Annotated in this window: 18 protein-coding genes; 9 read left to right on the top strand and 9 right to left on the bottom strand. The window is 71.6% G+C overall.

Going from position 1 to position 21,319, the window contains the following annotated elements:
• Positions 1 to 9: 9 nt before the first annotated feature.
• A complete protein-coding gene (locus ABEA43_RS29625; RefSeq protein ID WP_345566855.1) occupies positions 10 to 3,042 on the bottom strand; it encodes a sacsin N-terminal ATP-binding-like domain-containing protein in 3,033 nt (1,010 codons plus the stop codon).
• Between the two features lie 79 nt (positions 3,043 to 3,121).
• The gene (locus tag ABEA43_RS29620; RefSeq protein WP_345566854.1) at positions 3,122 to 3,922 is read right to left on the bottom strand and encodes a DUF3027 domain-containing protein; all 801 of its coding nucleotides are present in this window, start codon (positions 3,920 to 3,922) and stop codon (positions 3,122 to 3,124) included.
• 125 nt (positions 3,923 to 4,047) lie between these two features.
• Between ABEA43_RS29620 and ABEA43_RS29615 the strand changes: the two genes are divergently transcribed.
• On the top strand, positions 4,048 to 5,811 hold the full coding sequence (locus ABEA43_RS29615) for an MFS transporter (protein ID WP_345566852.1): 1,764 nt from the start codon (positions 4,048 to 4,050) through the stop codon (positions 5,809 to 5,811).
• A 21-nt stretch (positions 5,812 to 5,832) separates the two neighbouring features.
• Here ABEA43_RS29615 and ABEA43_RS29610 read toward each other — a convergent pair whose 3' ends face one another.
• Entirely contained in the window at positions 5,833 to 6,228 is a 396-nt protein-coding gene (locus ABEA43_RS29610; protein ID WP_345566850.1) for a cold-shock protein, read from the bottom strand.
• A 91-nt stretch (positions 6,229 to 6,319) separates the two neighbouring features.
• Positions 6,320 to 6,928: an HAD family hydrolase gene (locus ABEA43_RS29605; protein ID WP_345567227.1), complete on the bottom strand. Its 609-nt coding sequence runs from the start codon at positions 6,926 to 6,928 to the stop codon at positions 6,320 to 6,322.
• Positions 6,929 to 7,041: 113 nt separating this feature from the next.
• On the opposite strand from ABEA43_RS29605, the gene ABEA43_RS29600 reads away from it, so the two are divergent.
• Complete coding sequence (locus ABEA43_RS29600) at positions 7,042 to 7,437, top strand: hypothetical protein (RefSeq protein WP_345566848.1); 396 nt, start codon at positions 7,042 to 7,044, stop codon at positions 7,435 to 7,437.
• Between the two features lie 78 nt (positions 7,438 to 7,515).
• Entirely contained in the window at positions 7,516 to 8,133 is a 618-nt protein-coding gene (locus ABEA43_RS29595; protein WP_345566847.1) for a TetR/AcrR family transcriptional regulator, read from the top strand.
• Positions 8,134 to 8,243: 110 nt separating this feature from the next.
• Here the strand turns inward: ABEA43_RS29595 and ABEA43_RS29590 are convergent, their stop codons facing one another.
• A complete protein-coding gene (locus tag ABEA43_RS29590) occupies positions 8,244 to 9,215 on the bottom strand; it encodes a hypothetical protein (protein ID WP_345566845.1) in 972 nt (323 codons plus the stop codon).
• A 45-nt stretch (positions 9,216 to 9,260) separates the two neighbouring features.
• Between ABEA43_RS29590 and ABEA43_RS29585 the strand changes: the two genes are divergently transcribed.
• Positions 9,261 to 11,717: a helicase-associated domain-containing protein gene (locus tag ABEA43_RS29585; RefSeq protein ID WP_345566844.1), complete on the top strand. Its 2,457-nt coding sequence runs from the start codon at positions 9,261 to 9,263 to the stop codon at positions 11,715 to 11,717.
• A gap of 12 nt (positions 11,718 to 11,729) precedes the next feature.
• Here ABEA43_RS29585 and ABEA43_RS29580 read toward each other — a convergent pair whose 3' ends face one another.
• Entirely contained in the window at positions 11,730 to 13,172 is a 1,443-nt protein-coding gene (locus ABEA43_RS29580) for a hypothetical protein (protein WP_345566843.1), read from the bottom strand.
• Positions 13,173 to 13,542: 370 nt separating this feature from the next.
• Here ABEA43_RS29580 and ABEA43_RS29575 point away from each other — a divergent pair, with 370 nt between their 5' ends.
• The 3 genes from ABEA43_RS29575 to ABEA43_RS29565 all read left to right on the top strand — a co-directional run bounded on the left by ABEA43_RS29575 (position 13,543) and on the right by ABEA43_RS29565 (position 17,244).
• Entirely contained in the window at positions 13,543 to 15,021 is a 1,479-nt protein-coding gene (locus ABEA43_RS29575) for a class I adenylate-forming enzyme family protein (RefSeq protein ID WP_345566841.1), read from the top strand.
• 84 nt (positions 15,022 to 15,105) lie between these two features.
• A complete protein-coding gene (locus ABEA43_RS29570) occupies positions 15,106 to 15,462 on the top strand; it encodes a DUF4190 domain-containing protein (RefSeq protein ID WP_345566839.1) in 357 nt (118 codons plus the stop codon).
• 129 nt (positions 15,463 to 15,591) lie between these two features.
• Positions 15,592 to 17,244 carry a DNA repair helicase XPB gene (locus ABEA43_RS29565; protein WP_345566837.1) on the top strand — a complete coding sequence of 551 codons (1,653 nt, stop codon included), beginning with the start codon at positions 15,592 to 15,594 and terminating at the stop codon, positions 17,242 to 17,244.
• Between the two features lie 226 nt (positions 17,245 to 17,470).
• Here the strand turns inward: ABEA43_RS29565 and ABEA43_RS29560 are convergent, their stop codons facing one another.
• Positions 17,471 to 17,806, bottom strand: a complete 336-nt coding sequence (locus ABEA43_RS29560; protein WP_345566835.1) for a hypothetical protein — start codon at positions 17,804 to 17,806, stop codon at positions 17,471 to 17,473.
• 120 nt (positions 17,807 to 17,926) lie between these two features.
• On the opposite strand from ABEA43_RS29560, the gene ABEA43_RS29555 reads away from it, so the two are divergent.
• Together ABEA43_RS29555 and ABEA43_RS29550 are read left to right on the top strand one after the other, a co-directional pair.
• Positions 17,927 to 19,939: a HelD family protein gene (locus ABEA43_RS29555; protein ID WP_345566834.1), complete on the top strand. Its 2,013-nt coding sequence runs from the start codon at positions 17,927 to 17,929 to the stop codon at positions 19,937 to 19,939.
• 62 nt (positions 19,940 to 20,001) lie between these two features.
• Entirely contained in the window at positions 20,002 to 20,532 is a 531-nt protein-coding gene (locus tag ABEA43_RS29550; RefSeq protein ID WP_345566832.1) for a YbhB/YbcL family Raf kinase inhibitor-like protein, read from the top strand.
• 172 nt (positions 20,533 to 20,704) lie between these two features.
• On the opposite strand, the gene ABEA43_RS29545 is transcribed toward ABEA43_RS29550, so the two are convergent.
• Both ABEA43_RS29545 and ABEA43_RS29540 read right to left on the bottom strand, forming a co-directional pair.
• A complete protein-coding gene (locus ABEA43_RS29545) occupies positions 20,705 to 20,941 on the bottom strand; it encodes a hypothetical protein (RefSeq protein ID WP_345566831.1) in 237 nt (78 codons plus the stop codon).
• Between the two features lie 148 nt (positions 20,942 to 21,089).
• The coding region (locus tag ABEA43_RS29540) for a TCP-1/cpn60 chaperonin family protein (RefSeq protein ID WP_345566830.1) at positions 21,090 to 21,319 on the bottom strand (230 nt) is incomplete at its 5' end.

The following is a 21,319-nucleotide window of genomic DNA, read 5'->3' as shown; positions in this document are numbered from 1 at the left end:
GACAGTGCGTCAGGACAGGTCGGCCTCCGCCAGCAGGAGCGGCACCGCGTCCGGGTCACGCAGCAGCGCGGCCACCGCGAGCCGGTCGTTCCACTGCCCCGTGGCCCAGGCCAGCCCTCTGGCCAGCCCGTCGACGCCGGTGCAGTGGACCGCCCCCTCGAAGAAGCGCCACGCGCACTCCACCCCGTCGACCAGCAGCTTCTCGTGCTCCACGTACGTCGCGGGCGCGGCGGGCAGCAGCGACCGCACCGCGGGGGGCACGTCCCGGACCTCTCCCTGCGAGGTGACCTCGCCCGAGGTGAGCTCACCGGCCAGCGGCAGGTCGAGCAGCTCCGACAGCGACTCGGCCAGGTCGTAGGGGGCCAGCACCAGGGGCCGGTCGGTGACGAGCTGCAGCAGGTCGGGCGCCTCGACCACCACGGCGTCCTCGGCCGCGGCCACCACGATCGAGCCGCCGAGCACCGCGCGCACCCGGGAAGGCGGCGCGACCCTGGAGGGCTCGACGGCGCCCAGCGCGATCCACAGGGCGCGCAGCTGGGCCCGGTCCACCGTGACCGACGGATCGGCCATCAGGTCCAGGAGCTCCTCCGGCCCGCCGTGCGAGGCCAGCAGCTCGGCCAGCGTGGTGCGGACGCCGAGCATCGACAGCGCCGCCTCGTCGAGCCCTGCGGGCGCGTCGGCGTAGAGGCCCTGGAGCAGCGGATCGGCGCCGGGGAGGCGCAGCTCCAGCGGCTTGCGGCCGTCGAGCACCGGATGGTTGGCCAGCCACCAGGCCGTGTAGGAGGGCACCTCCACCCCGTCCACGCGCAGCGGGTGCAGCGCGGCCCGCAGCGGCGGCCTGGTCAGCAGCGTGAGCGCGGCCGGCCAGCCGGCCACCAGCTCCAGGTCGCGCACGGCCAGGAACTCCGGCACCAGCGGCGGCACCGCCAGCTCGGGCAGCAGGTCGAGAACGTGGTCGAGCCAGTCGTCCTCGCCGTCGAGGTCGTGCTCGCAATCATCCTGGTCGAGCAGCACGTCGGACTCGTGCACCACGGCGAACCCGTCGAGCACCCCCGCCGCGGCCAGCACTCGGGAGCCGTAGGTCTCCGTCAGCTCGGCGGCGGCCACCCCGAGATGCGTGCCGGGCTCCAGCAGCCCGGCCAGCGCCCCGTCGGCCAGCATCAGCTCACCGGCCGGGTAGAGCTCGCCGTCGGCGCCGCGCAGGGCCAGCTCGGCCAGCCACGGCGCCTCGCCGGGCGCCAGCCCCGACGCCTCCACCAGGGAGAGCACGGCCCGAGCCACGGGCTCGGGGTCGGGATTGTCGAGCGACTGCGCGACGGCGGCCTTGGTCAGCGGGTCGTCGAGCACGGTCCTGGGCGTGGCCTCGGCCGCGCCCAGCCTGAGCAGCGCGGGATCGGCGGCCTCCGGATGCACGATGCGCAGCCCGAGCGGCGTCAGATCGAGGTCGGCGCCGCCGTCGGTGAGGATCAGCGTCCCGCGCGGCCCGCGCACCACGCGGCCGTCGGTCAGCGGCACCGGCAGCGCGCCCAGCGACTCGGGGTCGTCCACGGGCAGCACCGCGTAGAGAGCGCGCCACCACGAGGGCTCACGGGCCTCTACGGCCTCGCCCGACAGCAGGTCGACCACGTCGGCCAGCTCCACTTTGCGCACGCCGAGCGCGACCATGGCGGGATGCCTGGCGGGCCACCCGGCGGGCAGCAGCCCGGGGACGAAGTCGGCGACCGTCGCGAGCAGCTCGCCCGACGCCGACGGGATCACCGCGGCCTCGCGGCCGGCGACCACCCATCCGTCGCTCCCCGGCTCGCGTGCCGGGTGCTCGACCTGCCACTCCGCGTCGGGCTCGTAGACCTCCGCGTCGGCGAACGACGGCGTCTGCACGGCGGGGGTGGGCGCGGACAGCGCCGGGAGCAGCGGCATCGCCGGCAGCCTGGCCAGCACCGCGCGGCGGATCCGGGCGTCGAGCTCGCCCTTGCCCATGAGGGAGGGCACCAGGTCGAGCAGCTTGGAGGTGCGCGGCAGCTCCCCGAGCAGCCGGACGTAGGCGTCGGCCACCCGTTCGACCAGGAAGTCGGCCAGCGGCCCCTTGGCGACGTGGCGCCGGTCGGTGGCCATCGGGAACGAGGCGATCAGCAGCGCGGGCAGGTCGAGCGGCTCGTCGCTGGGCGTGGGCGCGTGCACGACGGGCGGCACGGCGGCGGGCAGCGGCCCCGGCTCGCCCGTGCCCGTGACGGGCACCGCCCAGCGCAGCGCCCAGTAGGGGCGGGCCCGCTCCTCGGTGGGCCGGTCGGCGAAGAGCGCGGCCACCTCCTCGGGAGTGAACTCGCCGGACTCCGACACCACGTGCCAGCCGTCGGCCTCCACCGTGCGGATCGAGCCGTCGAGCTCGATCTCGATGGCCTCCAGCGCGGGCAGCCCGAGCAGCAGCGCGGGGCTGGTCTCGGCCAGCAGGCGGCGGACCACCGTGACCACGCCCTGGTCGCGCAGCGGCAGACGGACGAGCGTGTCGAACCCGTCGGGGATGTCGAGCGGCGGCGCGTCGAACGGCAGCCGCAGCAGCGGCACGTGACCCGAGCGGCCGGCCAGCTCGCCCGCGAGCGATGGGATCTCCGCCACCGCGGCCGTGGTCTCGGTGCGCGACCAGCGGACCGCGCCGCTCTCGCGCGAGCCGATGGCAGGCTCGTCGCAGACGGAGACGACCGCCGCGAATCCCACTCCGAACCGGCCCGCCGCGCCGATCTCGTCCCGCTTGCCCGAGACGCGCAGCGTGGACAGGCCCTCCACGCCGGTGGCGTCGAGCGCGGCGCCGGTGTTGGCGGCCGTCAGCACGTCGCCCTGGAGCGAGAGCCGCAGCGCGCCCGGCACACCCGCGCGGAGCGCCGCGTCGGCGGCGTTCTGCGCGAGCTCGACGATCAGCCGGTCGCGGTAGCCGCCGAGCGCGAAGTCCTCTTCGGCGTTGGCATCCTCACGGAACCTGGCCGGTGAGGCCGTCCACGCGGCGAGGACGGCGGCTCGCATCCGGTCACAGCCAAAGCTTGCGGTCATCGATCACGATCCTGGTTGAGGGTAGGGGGCCACCGTAGGTTAGCGGCCTTCACCGACACTCCCGGTCAGGCTCTCACGATCAGGAGTGGCCGAGCTCCTCCGAGGCGGTTTCGTCGACCGAGCCCGCCTCTTCCTCGATCAGGTCGAACCCGAGGTCATCGAGGATGGGGATGGCCTGCTCCACCGTCGGCGGCAGCACGGCGGCCTCGGAATGAGCGCCGCAGCCGTGGTCGGCGGCGACGACCTTCCCGTCGTCCGGCGCGTACTCGTTGGCGCACACCCCGAACGACAGCCGGAGCTCACCCGAAAGCAACCAGTAGAAGCCGCAGGTGGAGCACTGCGCGGGAGCGGCGTGTGCGATCGGAGTGTGCGGCCCGTGCTCGCCCGCGTGCCAGCGTCTGGCAGCCAGGTCTCTGCCGATGGCCGAGAGCACACGTGCTCGGCCCAGGCCGTATTCGAAAACCATCTGGCGGTCGGAGTCTTCGTCGGTCTCGGTGAAACCTGGCGCCAGCCTGTCGTCGTCGTCCGAAGTCGGCAGCAGGTCGCCCACGCCGAGGTCGCCGGGGCGCAGCCGTTCGCTCCACGGCAGCCACTCGGGCGCCAGCAACGCTCCCGCGCCGGGCAGCAGGACGGCCTCGCTGACCGTGACCTTCTTCGCACGCGAGGCACGCGTGACGGTGATGGCCCAGCGCCAGCCGCGATAGGCCCGGTCGAGACAGACGAAGTAGTGGGTGACGATGCGGTCGCCCTCGGCTTCGTAGCCGAGGTGGTCTCCGGGCTCGCCCGGCCGCGCCAGCTCCTCGGCCGCGGCGCGCGCCAGATCGACCGCGGCGGCACAGGCCTGGTCGGGAGCGGAGACGCGGGCCCTGGTGCGGCTCATCGGGCCGCCTCCGCCGAAAGGTGCTGTTCGCTCACACTTCATTCTCACCCATGGCCGGACCCGGAAGTCCCACAACCACCGATCCGGCGCTGAGATAGCACATGAATCGGGTAAGACTGGTAGGCGTGGAGGGAGCCTGGGAGCGAGCGCGCGAGATTTCGCGGCGCGTCGGGCGCGGAGTCGCCGGCGCGAGCCGTGCGACCGCGCGCGCGAGCAAGGCCACGGCGAGCGGCACCGCCCGGGCGAGCAAGGCCACCGCAAAAGGCGCGCAAAAGGTAGGAAAGGCCACACGGCGCCTCACGTACGCCAACGGCGCGGGCCGCACCGGGCTCGGCCGCCTGATCGAGCTGTCGGCGGGCAACAGCGCGAGCGACGCGATGGTCACGGTGGCGCTGGCGAGCACGGTGTTCTTCGGCGTGCCCGTCGGCGAGGCGCGCGGCTCCGTGGCCCTTTACCTGGTCATCACGATGCTGCCGTTCGGGTTGCTGGCGCCGTTCGTGGGGCCGATCCTCGACCGGCTCAGGTCGGGGCGCCGCTACGTGATGGCGGGCACGCTGTTCGGGCGGGGCCTGCTGTGCTTCGCGATGGCGGCCGCGGTGGGGCCGGGCGACCTGCCGACGCTGTTCATCGGGGCGTTGGGCGTGCTGGTGCTGTCGAAGGCGTTCAACGTGTCGCGGGCGGCGATCATGCCGAACGTGCTGCCCGCCGACATCACGCTGGTGTCCGCGAACGCGCGGGTCGCGCTGTTCACGCTGGTGGCCGCCGGCGTCGGGGTGCCGGTCGGCGCCGGGCTGACCGCCTGGCTGGGCAGCGCCACCGTGCTGCGGGTCGCGATGGTGGCCTTCCTGCTGCTCGGCGTCGTCGCCGTACGCCTGCCGCGGCACGTCGACTCCCCCGAGCTGGAGGAGGAGGGCGGGCCGCCCCGCTGGCGGACGCTGCTCAAGGTGGGCCCCACGGTCGCCGAGGCCGTCTGGGCGAACGTGGCCATCCGGATCTTCTCCGGGTTCCTGCTGTTCTTCCTGCTGTTCCTGGTCCAGGACAAGGCCGTGCCGTGGCTGGCGGTGACGGAGCCGTGGGCGCAGGACCCGTTCTTCGACATCCCCAAGACGATCGCGCTGCTCGCGGCCGCGGCCGGGGTGGGCGGCCTGGCCGGCGCTGCCGTCGCGAACTGGACGCGCAACCGCTCGCCGCAGCTCATCGTGCTCGTGACGCTGGCGGTGACCAGCCTGACCAGCATCGTGACCGCGGTCTTCTTCGGGCTGTGGGCCGCCCTGGCGATCTCGCTGGTCACGGCCTTCGCGCAGGAGCTGGGCAAGCTCGCGCTCGACTCCATCGTGCAGCGGGAGATCGGCGAGGAGGTGCGCTCGTCCACGTTCGGCGTGGTCGAGGCGATGCTGCAGCTCGCGTGGGTGTTCGGCGGGCTGGTCGGGCTGGTGCTCTCACTCACCCAGAGCAGCGCGGCCGGGCTGGTCACGCTGTCGGTCGTGCTGACCGTCGCACTCCTCTGGCTGCTGGTCGCCAGGCGGAAACGCGTCCGCGCGACCGACGCCGAGCTGCGCGCGCAACGCGCGGAAGCGGCCGGCCGGCCGGCGGAGCGGCCGGGTAATCGGCCCGACGGCCGGCGGCCGGATGATCGGCCCAATGATCGGCCCAATGATCGGCCCGCCCGGCCTGACGCGCAGCCGGCCGAGGCGACGACCGCTCACTACGCCGCCGACCGGGCCGACTGGGCGGACGACCCCACCGACGATTGGGCCGACGATCGAGCCGGCCGCCGCACCGACGATTGGGCCGACGATCGAGCCGGCCGCCGCACCGATCATCGGGCCGGTGAGCCGCGGGCGGACAAGATCGATCCGACCAAGCCGCTGACCAACCCCAACGCCTGACCGGCGGCGGGCGCGGGCGGCTCAGGCGTCGAGGTCGTCCGCGACGGCCCTGAGCACCTGCGCGATCTTCTTGGCGTGCGCCGCGTCGGGATGCTTGCCCCGCTGGTAGGAGGTCGAGACGTCGTCGAGCAGCTTGATCAGGTCCTCGACGATGACCACCATCTCGTCCGGCTTCTTGCGCTTGGCCTTCGGCTTGGGCTTGGCCAGCGTGGGCGGCTGGTCCAGGATCCGCACCGACAGGGCCTGCTGGCCGCGGCGGCCCTCGGCCACACCGAACTCCACCTTCTGGCCGGGCTTGAGCGGGCCTGCGCCAGTGGGGAGCGCGGAGGAATGCACGAAGACCTCACCGCCGTCGTCACGGGTGAGGAAGCCGAAACCCTTGTCGGCGTCGTACCACTTGACCTTGCCACTCGGCACAGGGGACCTCGTTCAAACAGTCGAAATGATGATGGATGGATGTAGGTTATGCCCCGCAGAGCGCCAGGGCGACCGGGTAAAAGGCGGGCAATTATTCGAGTTCGTCACGTCTGCGCCAATCGGCGAACCAGGTGGCGAATTCGGTGAGGTCCCCCAGCGTCACATCGGCTCCGTGATCACGCAGCTCTCCCACCGTGTAGGGGCCGGTCGCGACCGTCACGCTCACGGCGCCGCCCGCGCGCGCCGCCTCGATGTCCGCGACATGGTCACCAACATAAGCCGCCGCGCCGAAGCGCGCGAGTGCCGATCCTTTGGCCGCCCCGAACACCGAGCCGACCACCTCGTCCACGGTGAGCCCCAGCACCTTGACCGTGCCGATCGCGTCACGGACGTTCTTGCCGGTGACCACGATGACCCGGCCGCCGCCGGCGCGTACGGCCTCGATCGCCTCGTACGCGCCCGCCATGGCCGTGTGAACCGGAACCCCCATCTCCGGATATATCTCTCGATAAAGGTCAGCGGCCGCGGCGACCTCCTCAGCCGGCAGCCAGTTCGCCAGCTCCATCTCCAGCGGCGGCCCCAGCCTTCGCACGATAGCCGCGCTATCCATGCGCACGCCCAAACGCACGGACAGCTCGTCGTAAACAGCCGCGATCCCCGATCGCGTGTCCGCCAAAGTCATGTCAAGGTCGAATCCCACGGAAGTCGTCACATGTGCAGGATGCCAAACAGTGCTCTACCCCGCGTAACGGCCCTTGTTCTGCGACCGCAGGAATGGGAAGAAAGGAATTACTTATCGGAGAGGAGCGGCCGATGGCCGAGACCCCCAGACCGCCACAGGCCGGAGACCGGCTCGTGGCGTCCTCCGCTCCACCCCGGCCCCACAGGCCGGCCAGGCCGGGCGGCGCCCCGGTGACGACGTGGCACCGGATCGTCTCCGCGCTCGCCTACGCGGTGAAGGTCGCCTCCAGGGTGGCCGCGCTGACCGTGGTGCTCTACGCGCTCTTCTCGGTGTTCCGGGCGAACCCGGCCAACATCTGGTACCAGTTCGTCGAGTCGCTGGCCTCCTGGTTGTCCCTGGGGCTGGCGAACCTGTTCCAGCTCGCCGACCCCCGGTGGACGACGCTGGTCAACTACGGGCTCGCCGCGATCGTCTGGCTGATCGCGGGCTCCGCCCTGGCGGGCCTCATCCGGCGCGCCGCTCCGTAAGATTCCGCCAGTTGAGGAGGGCCGCCCAACGCGGTCGGCCTCAACGACTACGCTCCTTACGGAGGTATCAGGATAGATATGACCAGATCGACCCGTGAGCGGATCATCGACGAGGCTCTGCGGCTGTTCGCCGAGCGTGGCTACTCGGCCACGTCCGTGGCCGAGATCGAGGCCGCCTCAGGGCTCTCCCCCGGCGCGGGAGGGCTCTACAGGCACTTCAAGTCCAAGTACGAGGTGCTCGCCGCGGCGATCAACGAGCACGCCACCCGTACCAGGAGCCAGGTCGCCGGCAGCCTGGCCGAGCTGAGCAGCATGGAGACCTCCGTGGACCTGGAGGAGCGCCTGTCCCACCTGTGCCGCGCCGGCCTGGCCAAAGTACGCGAGGAGTCCGAGCTGACCCGGGTCTTCTTCCGTGACCTGAGCCAGTTCCCCGAGCTGGTCGCCGTCGTACGCGAGGGGCTGCTGCAGCCCATGTTCGACGCGATCGTCACCTGGTTCCAGGCGCAGCCGGAGTACAACGACGCCAAGCTCGACTGGACGGGCATCGCGGCGGTGCTCGGCGGCTCCGTCGTGCACTACCGGCTCTTCCAGGAGACCGTGGGCGAGCTGCCGGGACATGCGGAGAAGGACCAGTTCGTCGCCGCGTGGGTGCGCCTGGCCGTCGGCCTCCTGCCCAGCCCGGCGCCCGTCAGCTGAGCCGCGCGCCGTCAGCTGAGCCTCAGGCCCATCAGCTGAGCCTCACGCCCGTCAGCTGAGCCTCACGCCCATCAGCCGAGTCTCAGGCCCGTCAGCGAGTCTCACGCCCGTCAGCTGCGGTCGAGCAGCCGGTAGGCCAGCCAGACCACGCCCAGCCCGGTCCCGATCATGAACATCGTCCCGCTGACGTCGAAGAACTGCGTGAAGAACGCCTGAACCCCCTGCTCGGTCCCCACCCGCAACCCGCCGATGACCACCCCGCCCACCGAGTAGCCGAGCAGCGGCGCGCCGGCCCCGAGCAGCCTGTCGCGCACGCTCCAGCTGCTGCTGAGCAGCACCAGTGCGCCGCCCGCCGCCCACACCAGCACCGGGACCTCGAAGATCGCCACGGGCGGCAGGTCGAACGGCACCAGCAGCGCCGCCACCAGCAACAACACCAGTGCGGCCGTGTCGCGCGGATGCTCCTTGACGATGGTCCTGGCGTCCCTGCCGCCGGTGGCCATCGGGTTCGCGCTGGACATGGCAGCCCTGCGCAGGCCCGCGAACGGCAGGGCACGTCCCTGCGGCCGGTTGACCCGTTGCCGGGCTATCTTGCGGTGCGCCTGGACGCCGGGCGGCGCGCCCCCGTCGTCGCCGACGCCGGGCGGCGCGCCCCGGTCGTCGGCGATGGCGGGCGGCACGCCCCGGTCGTCGGCGATGGCGGGCGGCGCGCCCCGGTCGTCGGCGATGGCGGGGAAGCGCAGCGTCGCGCCCCGGCCCTGCGGCCCCGCGCCTTTCCTGCCGTCGCCCTCGCCACCGGAAGGAGCGGCATCGGGGCTCGTCTCACCGGCGTCGCGCCGGGCGGTCGCGGCCGCGTCGGCCAGCCGGCGCGCCTCCCGCTCGACCAGCGCGACCGGGTCGCCGAACCTGGCCAGCACCTTCGACACCTGGCGCGCGTTCTGGCTCCCCTGCCGCTCGTCCTCGATCCTGGCCCGCAGCCGCCTGGCGAAATCGAGCCGCTGGTCGGCCCTGAGCACGCCGTGGGCCGCGTCCGCCGCCTTGGAGACGTAGTTGAGCACCAGCTGGTCCGCGCGCTCTATCACGCCTAGCAATGCTGCCCCAATCAGGGTGGACATACCATGGCAACGATGGAGTTCACGGAGTGGATCAGGGGGCGCACCGACGAACAGCTGCGGGCGCTCGTCGCCGCGCGTCCCGAGCTGATCACTCCGGTGCCCGCGCACCTGGAGGGCCTCGCGTCGCGAGCGGGTAGTCCTTCGGCGATCGGCAGGGTGCTCGACCGGCTCGACCGGTTCACGCTGGCCGTCGTCGAGACGCTGGCCGTACAGGACGGGCCGGTGTCGAAGCAGGCGCTGAGCGACCTCATCGGCGCGGCCCTCGCGACCGACGGCCCCGGCGGCACGCCACCGGGCGCCGCGCCGCGGACCGGCACGCCCGCAGCCGACGCCCCCCGGGCCGCCACGTCCTCAGCCCGGAATGGGCGGAATGGGCGCAGCCGTACGCCGCGGGCCGGCGACCCCGACCCGGCGCTGACGGCGGCGCTCGGCAGGCTGGCCGAGCTGGCGCTGGTCTACGGGCCCGACGACGCGCTCGACCTGGGCCCCGGCGTGCGCAAGGTGCTGGAGGACCCGGCCGGGCTGGGCCCGAAGGCGGTCGACGTGTTCCGGCATCACGCTCCCGAGCTGCTCGACGAGATGGCCGACGACATCGCCCCGGGCACCCAGGGCTCCGGCAAGGAACGGCTGGCGACCGCGCTGACCGAGCCCGCCGCGCTGATCGAGGCGGTCTCCGCCGAGGCCAGGGGCGCGCTCGACCAGCTCGTCTGGGGCCCGCCGACCGGGCGGGTGCCCAACGCCAGGCGTGAGGTACGCGTGGCGTCCGCGCGCTCGCCCATCGAAGAGCTGCTCGCCCGCGGGCTGCTGGCGGCCACCGGTGAGGAAAGCGTGGCCCTGCCCCGCGAGGTGGGGCTCCACCTGCGCGGCGGCCGGGTGCACCGCGACCTCATGGCCGTGCCGCCGCCGCTCGAAGGCGCTTCGCGTGACCGCGACCTGGCCGACCGGACGGCGGCGGGGCAGGCGTTCTCGTTCGTCAGGTCGGTCGAGGAGCTGTGCGAGCGGTGGAGCGCCGAGCCGCCCGGCGTGCTGCGTACCGGCGGGCTGGGCGTACGCGATCTGAAACGTACGGCGACCGACCTGGACCTGCCCGAGTGGGTGGCGGCGCTGGTCGTCGAGGTGGCGCACGCCGCCGGGCTGATCGCTGCGGGCGGCGGCGTGGACGGCGAATGGCTGCCGACCTCCGGCTACGACCTGTGGCGGGTCAGGGCGACCGCCGAGCGCTGGGTGACGCTGGCGGTCACGTGGCTGCACATGGACCGGCTGCCGGGGCTGGTCGGCGAGCGGGACGAGCGCGACAGGCCGCTCAACGCCCTGCACGCCGACCTGCGCCGCGCGTCCGCGCCCGGCGTCAGGGCGGCCACGCTGAGCGTGCTCGCCGCGGCGCCCGGCCTCGCGCCCGATCGCGACTCCGTGCTCGGGCGGCTCGCCTGGGAGCAGCCCCGCAGGCGGGGGCCGCTGCGCGAGCAGCTCACCGAGTTCGCGTTGCGGGAGGCCGAGCAGATCGGCGTGACCGGGCTGGGCGCGCTGTCGGGGCACGGACGGGCGCTGATCGACGGCTCCGACGCCGCGCGGGTGCTCGCGCCGCTGCTGCCGGAGCCCGTCGATCACGTGCTGCTCCAGGCCGACCTCACGGCCGTCGCGCCGGGGCCGCTCACGAGCGAGCTCAACCGCTGGATGACGCTCACCGCCGATGTGGAGTCGAAGGGCGGGGCCACGGTCTACCGGTTCAGCGAGGGCTCGATCCGGCGCGCGCTCGACGCGGGGCACGGTGGCGAGGAGCTGGTCTCGATGCTGGCCCGCCATTCGGCCACGCCGGTGCCGCAGGCGCTGTCGTACCTGGTGACCGATGTGGCCAGGCGGCACGGCCGCATCCGGGTCGGGACGGCCAGCGCGTACATCCGCTGCGACGACCCCGCGCTCCTCGACCAGATCACCGCCGACCGGCGCGCGGCCGCGCTGCGGCTGCGCAGGCTGGCTCCCACCGTCATCGCCTCCCGCTCCTCCAGGGCGGCGCTGGTCGACTCGCTGCGGGCCATGGGGTACGCCCCCGTCGCCGAGTCGCTCGACGGCGACGTGATCATCTCGCAGCTCGACAGCCGCCGTACCGAAGGGCCGGCCCCGGCCCGGGTCGCCTCGTCGGCCAACGGCCTCGATCCTGAGGTGATCACCGCGGCCGTGCGCGCGCTGCGGGCGGGGGACGCGGCGCACCTGAGCCGGCGCGAGCCCTCCGCCGCGCCCGGCGGCCAGGTGCCGCGCGGGCCCGCCACCGCCACGATCTCGGCCCTCCAGGACGCGATCAAGCAGGGCATACGCGTGTGGATCGGCTACCTCGACTCGCAGGGCAACGCGACCTCGCGCATCCTGGAGCCGGCCAGGATGGAGGGCGGCTACCTGACCGCGTACGACGAGACCAGGGCCGCCGTCCACCGCTTCGCCCTCCACCGCATCACCGGCGTCGCCGGCCTCTGACCCCCGGGCCGGTCACTCCGTGCGGAGTGCGGCCGCGAGGGCGGTCAGCTCGCGGGAGCGGTCGTCGTCGCGTTCGCCCGCCTGCCTGAGCAGCAGCGCCAGCGACCGCGCCGCCACCGTGGCCGCAGGGCCGGTACCGGCCCCGAGCCGCCACAACGCCCGCACCGAGTCGGCGGGGAACCGGAGGGCGAGCCCGCCGCCCAGCGCCACGGCCGCCGCCGTCGCCCGGACGTGCCCGGGATCGGCCGTCCACTCCAGCGCCAGCCTGAGCGCCCCGGGAGCAAGAGCCTCGTCGGCGCACATGTACGACAGCACGTGCGCTGCCGCCACCCGCTCGGCCGCGGTCCCGCGCGCCCAGACCTCCAGGAACTCGTGCTGGACCTCCTTCACCGAGTACGCCGCCAGCAACGCCACCCCTTCGGCCGCCCGTACCTGGATCTCCGGCCCTTCGCCCGCCAGCGAACGCACCCATTCGCGCAGCGGCTGCCAGAGCCAGAACCCGTACCGTCCGACCAGCTCCCCCAGCACCTGTCCGCGATGACGCGGCACGCGGAGCCCGGCGACCTCTCCGGAGGCCGCGATCAGCGAGCCGCCGTAGGGCCGGCGCCCGCTCTCATGGCAGAGCCGCTCCAGCCGCCCGAGCCGCACCTCGAAGTCCGGCTCGGCCAGCCCGTGCAGGAACGCCAGCGCCGCCACGACCAGCACCTCCCGCATGGGCGGCTTCGTGTCGAACCAGGCGGCGACCTCCTCGTCCACCGGACCGCCGCCCCAATCACCGGCCGACGGGTCGCTTGGCGACATGCGCGCGGCCAGGCGCACCACCTCGGCGGGCGTCGTCAGGCTGAGCGCCAGGTACCGCGCACGGCCGAGCTCGTCGCCGCCCCGCCCCGCCCGCAGCGGGAACGTCCTGAGGCACAGGTCGAACAGCTCCCCCGGATCGGGCGCGGCCCACGGGTGCTCCACCTCGACGGCCTGCGACGGCACGCCGTTCCTGGTGACGACCAGGTACGACCCCAGCTCGGCCAGCTTGCGCGCCAGGTTGACCAGCTCGATCCGATCGGTGCTCTCGGCGATCCAGTCGTGCAGCAGATAGGCCCGCCCCGGCTCGTACTCGGTCCTGGACAGCAGGTCGGCGGCGGTCCCGGCCGGGGACAGGACCGTGATCGTGCCCTCGGCCAGCGACATCCTGGAGAGCAGCGCGATGGCCCCTAATCGCTTGCCGACCTCCTCCGCGCCCACGAGGACGAGCAGGTGGCGCATGCTCAGCCGGCGCACCGCCTCAGGAAAACAGCCCGGCTCCAGGTACGAGCGCAGCAGCGTGTCGGCCTCCCGCCTGTTGAGGTCTCTCGGGATCGGTACGGCCACCGCGCGCAGCCGTTCGTTCACCGTTATGACGCTCTGACTGAGCGTTATGTCGTCGAGGTCGATCTCGCCCGGTTCAGGCGTGTCGGTCACGAAGTCACCTCGGTCTTAACTGGAAACTTTTCTACAGAAAATATCGACGAACAACGAGTTTCTTCGCTTAATACCGAGCCATTACAGAGCGTCATAATGCCGTCCCGACCTGGCATTTCTCAGGAAGTTCGCGGCCGACGCCGCTGACGCGGACATGTCGATCATGCTCTCCATTGCTCCCGGCAGGCCCGATGGCCACTAGATCTCCCACCATTACACGATCTAGGCCAGAGAGAAAACGCGAATGGCCATAGAGGGAGATTAATGCCTATTTACCGTGTATGAGAGCACCGTCCACAATGACTAGTCAAGGGCGACTTCGCGCCCCCAAGGCTTGACTGCGCAACCTCGATCGCATCAGGTTGTGCATGTGACCGAGCAAACGCTGGGCCTGCTGGCCGAGGAGTCCTGGAGCCGGTTCGACGACTACGACTCGGTGTTCTACGAAGGCGTCTGGCACCGCAGTCACGCACTCGCCGAACGGGCCCGCCGGATGTGCGGCGGATTCGCCGCCGCGGGGATAGGGCCGGGCGACCGCGTGGTCGTGATGATGGCGAACTCTCCCGAGGTGCCGCTCATCTACCAGGCGCTGTGGGCCGCGGGCGCGGTGGTGACGCCGGTGGTGTTCCTGGTGGGGGCGGACGAGCTTCGGCACATCCTCGCCGACAGCGGCGCGTCCGCGATCGTCACCTCACCCGAGCTGGCCGGCACCGTCCGCGCCGCCGCGGCCGGACTGCCCGTCTTCGTGGACACCGCCGAGCTGGAGCAGGCCGCCGAACGCGGGCCCGTCAGCAGGGACGCGGGCGACCTGGCCGCCCTCATGTACACCGGCGGCACCACGGGCAAGGCCAAGGGCGTCATGCTGAGCCACGGCGGCCTGTGGCGGGTGGCCAAGGACGCCTACGACATGTCCCACCAGGAAGGGAAGAACCGGGCGCTGGTCCCCGTACCGCTCTCGCACGCATACGGCCTGATCGTCTCGGTCGCCGCCATGCACACGGTCGAGCCGCAGCAGGCGGTGCTGATGCGCTGGTTCGAGCCGGAGGCGTTCCTGAAGCTGGCCGCCGAGCAGCACGTCGAGTACGGCAGCGTCGTGCCCTCCATGATCCAGCTGCTCCTCGCGGAACCGCTCGAATCGCACCCGCTGCCCGACCTGGCCTACCTCACCTGCGGGGCGGCGCCGCTGGGCAGGGAGACGCTGGCGGAGTTCGAGCGCAGGATGCCGGGCGTGCAGGTCCTGGAGGGCTACGGCCTGACCGAGACCAGCGCGGTCACCACGTTCAACCCGCCGGGCCGGCGCCGGATCGGCAGCGTCGGCCTGCCGCTGCCCGGCTACTCGATCACCATCCGCGACAGCTCAGGCGAGGCGATGGAGATGGGCGACGTCGGGGAGATCTGCGTCTCGGGCGAGTCGCTGATGCTCGGCTACTGGGGCGAGCAGGAGCCCGACCCCGAGGGCACCGCGCTGATCGGCGGCGAGCTGCGGACCGGCGACATCGGCTGCGTGGACGACGACGGCTACCTCTTCATCGTGGACAGGAAGAAGGACCTGATCATCCGCGGCGGCTTCAACGTCTTCCCGCGCGACGTCGAGGACGCGCTCAACCAGCACCCCGACGTGGTCATCTCGGGCGTCGTGGGCCGGCCGGACCCGCGGGTGGGCGAGGAGGTCGTGGCGTTCGTCCAGCTCAGGCAGGGTGGCACGGCGACGGCCGAGGACCTGATCGAGTGGGCCCGCGACCGGGTCGGCCGGGTGAAGTATCCGCGCGAGGTGCGGTTCGTCGACTCGGTGCCGGTGACGAGCGTGCTCAAGCTCGACAGGAAGGCGCTGCGGACCCGATTGGGCTGACAGCAGGGGGGCCGTCGCGAGATCCTGCTCTCGGGCGGACGCATGTCGATTCCGTGATAAGTGTTGACGTGTCTGGAGGTGAACATGAGTCAGGAAGATCCGCCGGGATATCCGTACCAACCTTATGGGGCTCCCTACGGTCAGCAACCACCCCCGCAGTACGGCTACGGCTACGGCTATCCGCCGCCCCCGCGCAACGAGGGTCCCAGCGCCAACGCGATCGTCTCGCTCGTGCTCAACCTCCTCTCGATCGTCTCCTGCTGCAACATCCTGGGCATCGGCGGCGCGATCCTGGCCGGCCTGGCGCTGAGCAAGGCACGCACCGAGCCGCGGAGCGCCCGCACGATGGTGCTCTGGAGCTGGATCCTGTTCGGGCTCGGTTTCGTGCTGACCGTCGGCACCTTCCTCTTCCTGGGGTTCAACGGCTACTTCGACGACTGAGCCGCCGATTGCCTCCTGACCTCGCTACGGACTAATCCAGGCGTGTCCGTTGTTGGACACTCGGAGCGGCCGAGCCGGGATCAGGAGACGATGGTCCTGTTGCGCCAGGCCCCGAAACCCCACGGAGACATGCCAGTGAGCGATGGACCGTTGATCGTCCAGTCGGACAAGACGTTGCTGCTTGAGGTCGACCACGAGAAAGCGGACGCGTGCCGTAAGGCGATCGCGCCGTTCGCCGAGCTCGAGCGTGCTCCAGAACACGTGCACACCTACCGCGTCACCCCGCTGGCGCTGTGGAACGCCCGCGCCGCGGGACACGACGCCGAGCAGGTCGTCGACTCGCTGATCGGCTTCAGCCGCTACCCGGTGCCGCACGCGCTGCTCGTCGACATCGCCGAGACCATGGCCCGCTACGGCCGGTTGCGGCTGGAGAAGGACCCGGCCAACGGCCTGGTCCTGACCTCCACCGACCGCGCGGTGCTCGAAGAGGTGCTGCGCTCCAAGAAGATCCAGCCGATGCTGGGCGAGCGCCTGACCCCCGACTCGGTCGTCGTGCACCCGAGCGACCGCGGCAACGTCAAGCAGGCCCTGCTCAAGCTGGGCTGGCCCGCCGAAGACCTGGCCGGCTACGTGGACGGCGAGCAGCATCCGATCAAGCTGCTGGAGGACGGCTGGACGCTGCGCTCCTACCAGAAGGAGGCGGCCGACGCCTTCTGGTACGGCGGCTCCGGCGTGGTCGTGCTCCCCTGTGGCGCGGGCAAGACCATCGTCGGCGCGGCGGCCATGGCGCGCGCCGGGGCCACCACGCTGATCCTGGTGACGAACACGGTCTCCGCCCACCAGTGGAAGACCGAGCTGCTCAAGCGCACGACGCTGACCGAGGACGAGATCGGCGAATACTCCGGCACGAAGAAGGAGATCCGCCCGGTCACCATCGCCACCTACCAGGTGATGACCACCAGGCGGAAGGGCGTCTACAGCCATCTGGAGCTGTTCGACGCCCGCGACTGGGGCCTGATCGTCTACGACGAGGTCCACCTGCTGCCCGCGCCGATCTTCAGGATGACCGCCGACCTGCAGGCCCGCAGGCGGGTCGGGCTCACCGCGACGCTGGTGCGCGAGGACGGGCGCGAAGGCGACGTGTTCTCGCTGATCGGTCCCAAGCGCTACGACGCGCCGTGGAAGGAGATGGAGAACCAGGGCTGGATCGCGCCCGCCGACTGCGTCGAAGTACGCGTCACGCTGACGGATCAGGAGCGGCTGGCGTACGCGATGGCCGAGTCGGAGGAGCGCTACCGCTACTGCGCCACCACGCCGTCCAAGACCGTGGTGACCGAGGCGCTGGTCCGCCGCCATCTGGGCGAGCAGGTGCTGGTCATCGGCCAGTACATCGACCAGCTCGACGAGCTCGGCGAGCACCTCAACGCGCCGGTCATCAAGGGCGAGACCAGGGTCAAGGAGCGCGAGCGCCTCTACCAGGCCTTCCGCGACAAGGAGATCCAGGTGCTGGTGGTGTCGAAGGTGGCCAACTTCTCCATCGACCTGCCGGAGGCGGCGGTCGCGATCCAGGTGTCGGGGACGTTCGGCTCGCGTCAGGAGGAGGCCCAGCGGCTCGGGCGGGTGCTACGGCCCAAGGCCGACGGCGGGGGCGCCCGGTTCTACTCGGTGGTCAGCAGGGACACGGTGGATCAGGAGTTCGCGGCGCACCGGCAGCGGTTCCTGGCCGAGCAGGGGTACGCGTACCAGATCATCGACGCCGACGACGTGCTGGGCGGGGTCTGAAGAGAAGTAATGCCCGGCCGCTCGCCCGAGCGGCCAGGCATTGTCGCTGTGTCACGTCCACGAGACTCCGCGGGCCGAAGACATTCGAACCACCCCCCTCACCTGCGTACTATCACGCCGCCTGCGACATACCCCCATGATCCGACAAACCCACCTGAAATGCCCCAATTTTTCGGGATTCACAGCTTCGTTACCTAAGCGCACTCCGCCGGGTTCGTTACGGTGCTCAGCGCACGAGCAGGCCGCCGAGGAACAGCACGCCCTCGGCGACGATCCAGGAGACGACGCCCGCGCCCATGAGCCGCCCGAACGTCCGTGAGTCGTTCCGCGACCACGGCAGCAGCCAGGCGGCGGCCGTGCTGCAGGCGGCGAGCGCGGCGAACAGCCCCGACACCGTGGAGACCGTGCCGAGCCGCTGCGAGCACGTGGTGGCAGACTCCCCGCCGGCGCAGAACGCCTCCAGCCCCCACCCCGCGAACACCGACAACCCCCACAGCGCCGCCAGCAGGAAGCTCGCGATCGTCGGGATGATCGGCGAGAACTGGACCTGGATCCGCGCCATCTCCTATCCCTACCCGCGCGGCCACCGATAAATGTTTTGGAAGCATGCGGGAGTCGCCGTTAAGCTGGCTGATTCGCTGCCTTGACCACCTCCGTTTTCCACCATGGGAGGCATTTCCGCATGCCCGCACACCAACTGGCCCCCGACATACCCCCCGACGTGCCCACCGACGTGCTCTCCGCCGAGCAGGCCCACCTGGCCGAGTCCAGGGCCGCGCTCAAGGCCATGCGCGCCCACGCCCAGTCGCTGTCCTCGGACGCGGCGGGCGACTGGGTGTCGCAGCAGATCCTCCAGTCGCTGCTCGACCAGCGGGTGGCCGCGCTGGCCGACCATCCGGACACGCCATTGTTCTTCGGGCGTCTCGACCGCGTAGGTGGCGATGACCTGCCCGGCACGATCTACGTCGGCCGCCGCCACGTGCACGACGGCACCAGCCGGCCGCTGGTCATCGACTGGCGCGCGCCGGTGTCCCGGGCGTTCTACCAGGCCAGTCCCGGCGACCCCATGGGCGTCGTACGCCGGCGCCGCTTCGGCTACCACGGCGGCGCGCTGACCGCGTTCGAGGACGAGCCGCTCGCCGAGGGCGGCGAGATCGGCCCCTCGAAGATCCTCACCGAGGAGATCGAGCGACCGCGCACGGGCCCGATGCGTGACATCGTCGCCACGATCCAGCCCGACCAGGACGAGATCGTCCGCTCCACCCTGACCCAGACGGTCTGCGTGCAGGGCGCCCCCGGCACCGGGAAGACCGCTGTGGGCCTGCACCGGGCGGCCTATCTGCTGTTCACCCACCGGGAGCGGCTGGCCAGGTCCGGCGTCATGATCGTCGGGCCCAACCGGGCCTTCCTGTCCTACATCTCCTCGGTCCTGCCCGCGCTCGGCGAGATCAAGGTCGACCAGACGACCATGGCCGGGCTGCTCGGCGAGCACGCCACCCCCGAGGACCCGATGGTCGCGGCGGCGAAGGGCGACGCCAGGATGGCCGCGGTGCTCGAACGCGCGCTCTGGCTGCACATCGTCAAGCCGGAGGAGGGCGTGGTGTTCACCAAGGGCGCCTACCGCTTCCGGGTCGCCGACTACGAGGTGCGCGAGATCGTGGCCTCGCTGCGCGGCACCACGCGGTACAACCCGGGACGGGCCGCGCTGGCGCAGCGGCTGGCCCACATGGTGCTCGTACGCATGGAGCAGCGCGGCGAGTCGCCCGACGACCGGGTTCAGGACGCGGTGGCCAGGTCGAAGCCGGTCAAGCAGCTCGTGGACGCGGTCTGGCCCAAGCTGACGCCCGAGCAGGTCCTGTTCCGCCTCCTCGCAGATCCGGAATTTCTCGCTAAGGCCGCCAAATCCGATTTGTCGCCCGAAGAGCAAGAAATGCTGCTTTGGCGGAAGCCGTACCGGGGCTGGAAGTCCGCGAAGTGGAGCGCCGCGGACGCCGCGCTCCTCGACGAGCTCCACGACCTGATGGAGCGCACCCCCTCCATCGGCCACCTGGTGGTGGACGAGGCCCAGGACCTGTCCGAGATGCAGCTCAGAGCGCTCGGCCGGCGCTGCCGCAACGGCTCGGCCACCGTGCTCGGCGACCTGGCCCAGGGCACCACCCCGTGGTCGACCAGCTCGTGGACGTCGGTGCTCAAGCACCTGGGGCAGCGCGAAGGGGAGGTGACGGAGCTGACGCTCGGCTTCCGCGTCCCGAGGGAGGTCCTCGACTTCGCCGCCCGCCTGCTGCCCTCCATCGCGCCCGACCTGGCCGCGCCGCGGTCTCTGCGCCCCGGCCTCGGCTCCCTCACCGTCCGCGGCGGCGGCGCCGTCGCGGACGCCGCCAGGGAGGCCCTCACGAAGGAGGGCTCGATCGGCGTCATCGTCCCCGACGCGATGGTCGAGGACGTCTCCAGGTCACTGACCGGCCTCCCCCACGCCGTGCTCGACCCGGACTCCGCCGAGGACCACCGCCTGCTGATCGTCCCCGCGACCCTGGCCAAGGGCCTGGAGTACGACCACGTCGTGGTGGTCGAGCCCGCGGACATCGTGGCCGCCGAACCCAGGGGCCTGGCCAGGCTGTACGTGGTGCTGACCCGAGCCGTCACCTCGCTCACGGTGCTGCACGACAAGGCGCTGCCACCCCAGCTCGCGCTCTGACGGGGCGGCGGGCACGGCCGCTTCTAGGATGGCGGAAGATGCTCTCAACCTAGGAGGATGCCGTGCCAGCCCCGCTGCCACATGAACACCTGCCGTCGGTCCCCGCGCTCGTGGTCGAGAGTGACGACATCCAGGACGGCCAGACGCTCAGCGACCTGCACGTCTTCAACGACTGGGGGATGAAGGGCCAGAACCGCTCACCCCAGCTCCGCTGGTCCGGCGCGCCCGCCGGGACCCGCGGCTACGCCGTCACCTGCTACGACCCCGACGCCCCCACGGGCAGCGGGTTCTGGCACTGGGTGCTGTTCGACCTCCCGGCCTCCGTGACGGAGCTGCCCGCGGGCGCGGGCACGGCCCCCGACTTCAAGGGCCTGCCCGCGGGCGCGGTGCACGCGCGCAACGACTACGGGACCAAGGAGTACGGCGGCGCGGCCCCGCCACCCGGCGACCCGCACCGCTACGTCTTCACCGTCCACGCGCTGGGCGTCGACAAGCTGGGCGTGGACGGCGGCGCGAGCCCGGCGGTGGTGGGCTTCAACATCACCGCCAACACGCTCGCCCGCGGCCACATCGTCGCCTACTACGGCGTCTGACGCCCCGGATTCCGCGGTCCAAGCCGGAGGGCGTGCGCGCGGCACGCCCTCCCGGCAAAAGGCCACGTGAAAGTACCCGGGCGGCACAAAGGAAAGAACCCGGGTGAAATGACCGGCGAAAGGCGCCCCACTCACTGAGGGCAGGGCGCCGCCGAATCGGGGCCCGCGTGACTCAGTCGAGGAACGACGCGCTGGCGCACGCCATGAGCTGCGGGAGCACCGCGTCCACGATCGGAATCCCGATGCCGCTGCTGGGCAGGCAGAACGGGCCTTCCAGCTCGCGCAGCAGCTGCAATTCGAACGAATATTCATCGCCGGCGTGCGCGGGGGCGGCCACGGCCGTCGCGGCACCCGCGGCGACCATGGTCAATGCGGCGATGCCGAAAATGCGCTTGGTGCGGGAAAACATCCACTACTCCTTTGGGTGAGAGGTGTGTGGCCCCCACCTTTCCTCACTCCAAGTAGCGGATCAATTATGAAACGTAATGGCTCGGAAACGAAAACAAGGGCGACCCGGAAAACCGGGCCGCCCTTCGTGTCAACGGCGTAGAAAAGACCTAGAAGTCCATGTCGCCGCCGCCCGGCATGGCCGGAGCAGCGGGGTTCTTCTCGGGCTTCTCGGCGATGACGGCCTCGGTGGTGAGGAAGAGCGCCGCGATGGAAGCGGCGTTCTGCAGCGCCGAGCGCGTCACCTTGGCCGGGTCGAGGATGCCGGCTTCGAACATGTTGACGTACTCGCCGGTGGCGGCGTTCAGGCCCTCACCAGGGGTGAGGTTGCGAACGCGCT

Origin of the sequence: Nonomuraea rosea, assembly GCF_039539705.1 — a bacterium.
In the GTDB taxonomy this organism is placed as follows: Bacteria; Actinomycetota; Actinomycetes; order Streptosporangiales; family Streptosporangiaceae; genus Nonomuraea; species Nonomuraea rosea.
The sequence above is the reverse complement of the archived record's forward strand: the minus strand, read 5'-3'. Positions and strand labels throughout refer to the sequence as shown.

Bases quoted from the DNA above. Each gene is read 5' to 3' on its own strand.
- ABEA43_RS29585 (WP_345566844.1), top strand. From the start codon at position 9,261: ATGGAGTTCACGGAGTGGATCAGGGGGCGCACCGACGAACAGCTGCGG.
- ABEA43_RS29545 (WP_345566831.1), bottom strand. From the start codon at position 20,941: ATGTTTTCCCGCACCAAGCGCATTTTCGGCATCGCCGCATTGACCATG.
- ABEA43_RS29625 (WP_345566855.1), bottom strand. From the start codon at position 3,042: ATGACCGCAAGCTTTGGCTGTGACCGGATGCGAGCCGCCGTCCTCGCC.
- ABEA43_RS29600 (WP_345566848.1), top strand. From the start codon at position 7,042: ATGGCCGAGACCCCCAGACCGCCACAGGCCGGAGACCGGCTCGTGGCG.
- ABEA43_RS29560 (WP_345566835.1), bottom strand. From the start codon at position 17,806: ATGGCGCGGATCCAGGTCCAGTTCTCGCCGATCATCCCGACGATCGCG.
- ABEA43_RS29570 (WP_345566839.1), top strand. From the start codon at position 15,106: ATGAGTCAGGAAGATCCGCCGGGATATCCGTACCAACCTTATGGGGCT.
- ABEA43_RS29555 (WP_345566834.1), top strand. From the start codon at position 17,927: ATGCCCGCACACCAACTGGCCCCCGACATACCCCCCGACGTGCCCACC.
- ABEA43_RS29565 (WP_345566837.1), top strand. From the start codon at position 15,592: ATGCCAGTGAGCGATGGACCGTTGATCGTCCAGTCGGACAAGACGTTG.
- ABEA43_RS29595 (WP_345566847.1), top strand. From the start codon at position 7,516: ATGACCAGATCGACCCGTGAGCGGATCATCGACGAGGCTCTGCGGCTG.
- ABEA43_RS29620 (WP_345566854.1), bottom strand. From the start codon at position 3,922: ATGAGCCGCACCAGGGCCCGCGTCTCCGCTCCCGACCAGGCCTGTGCC.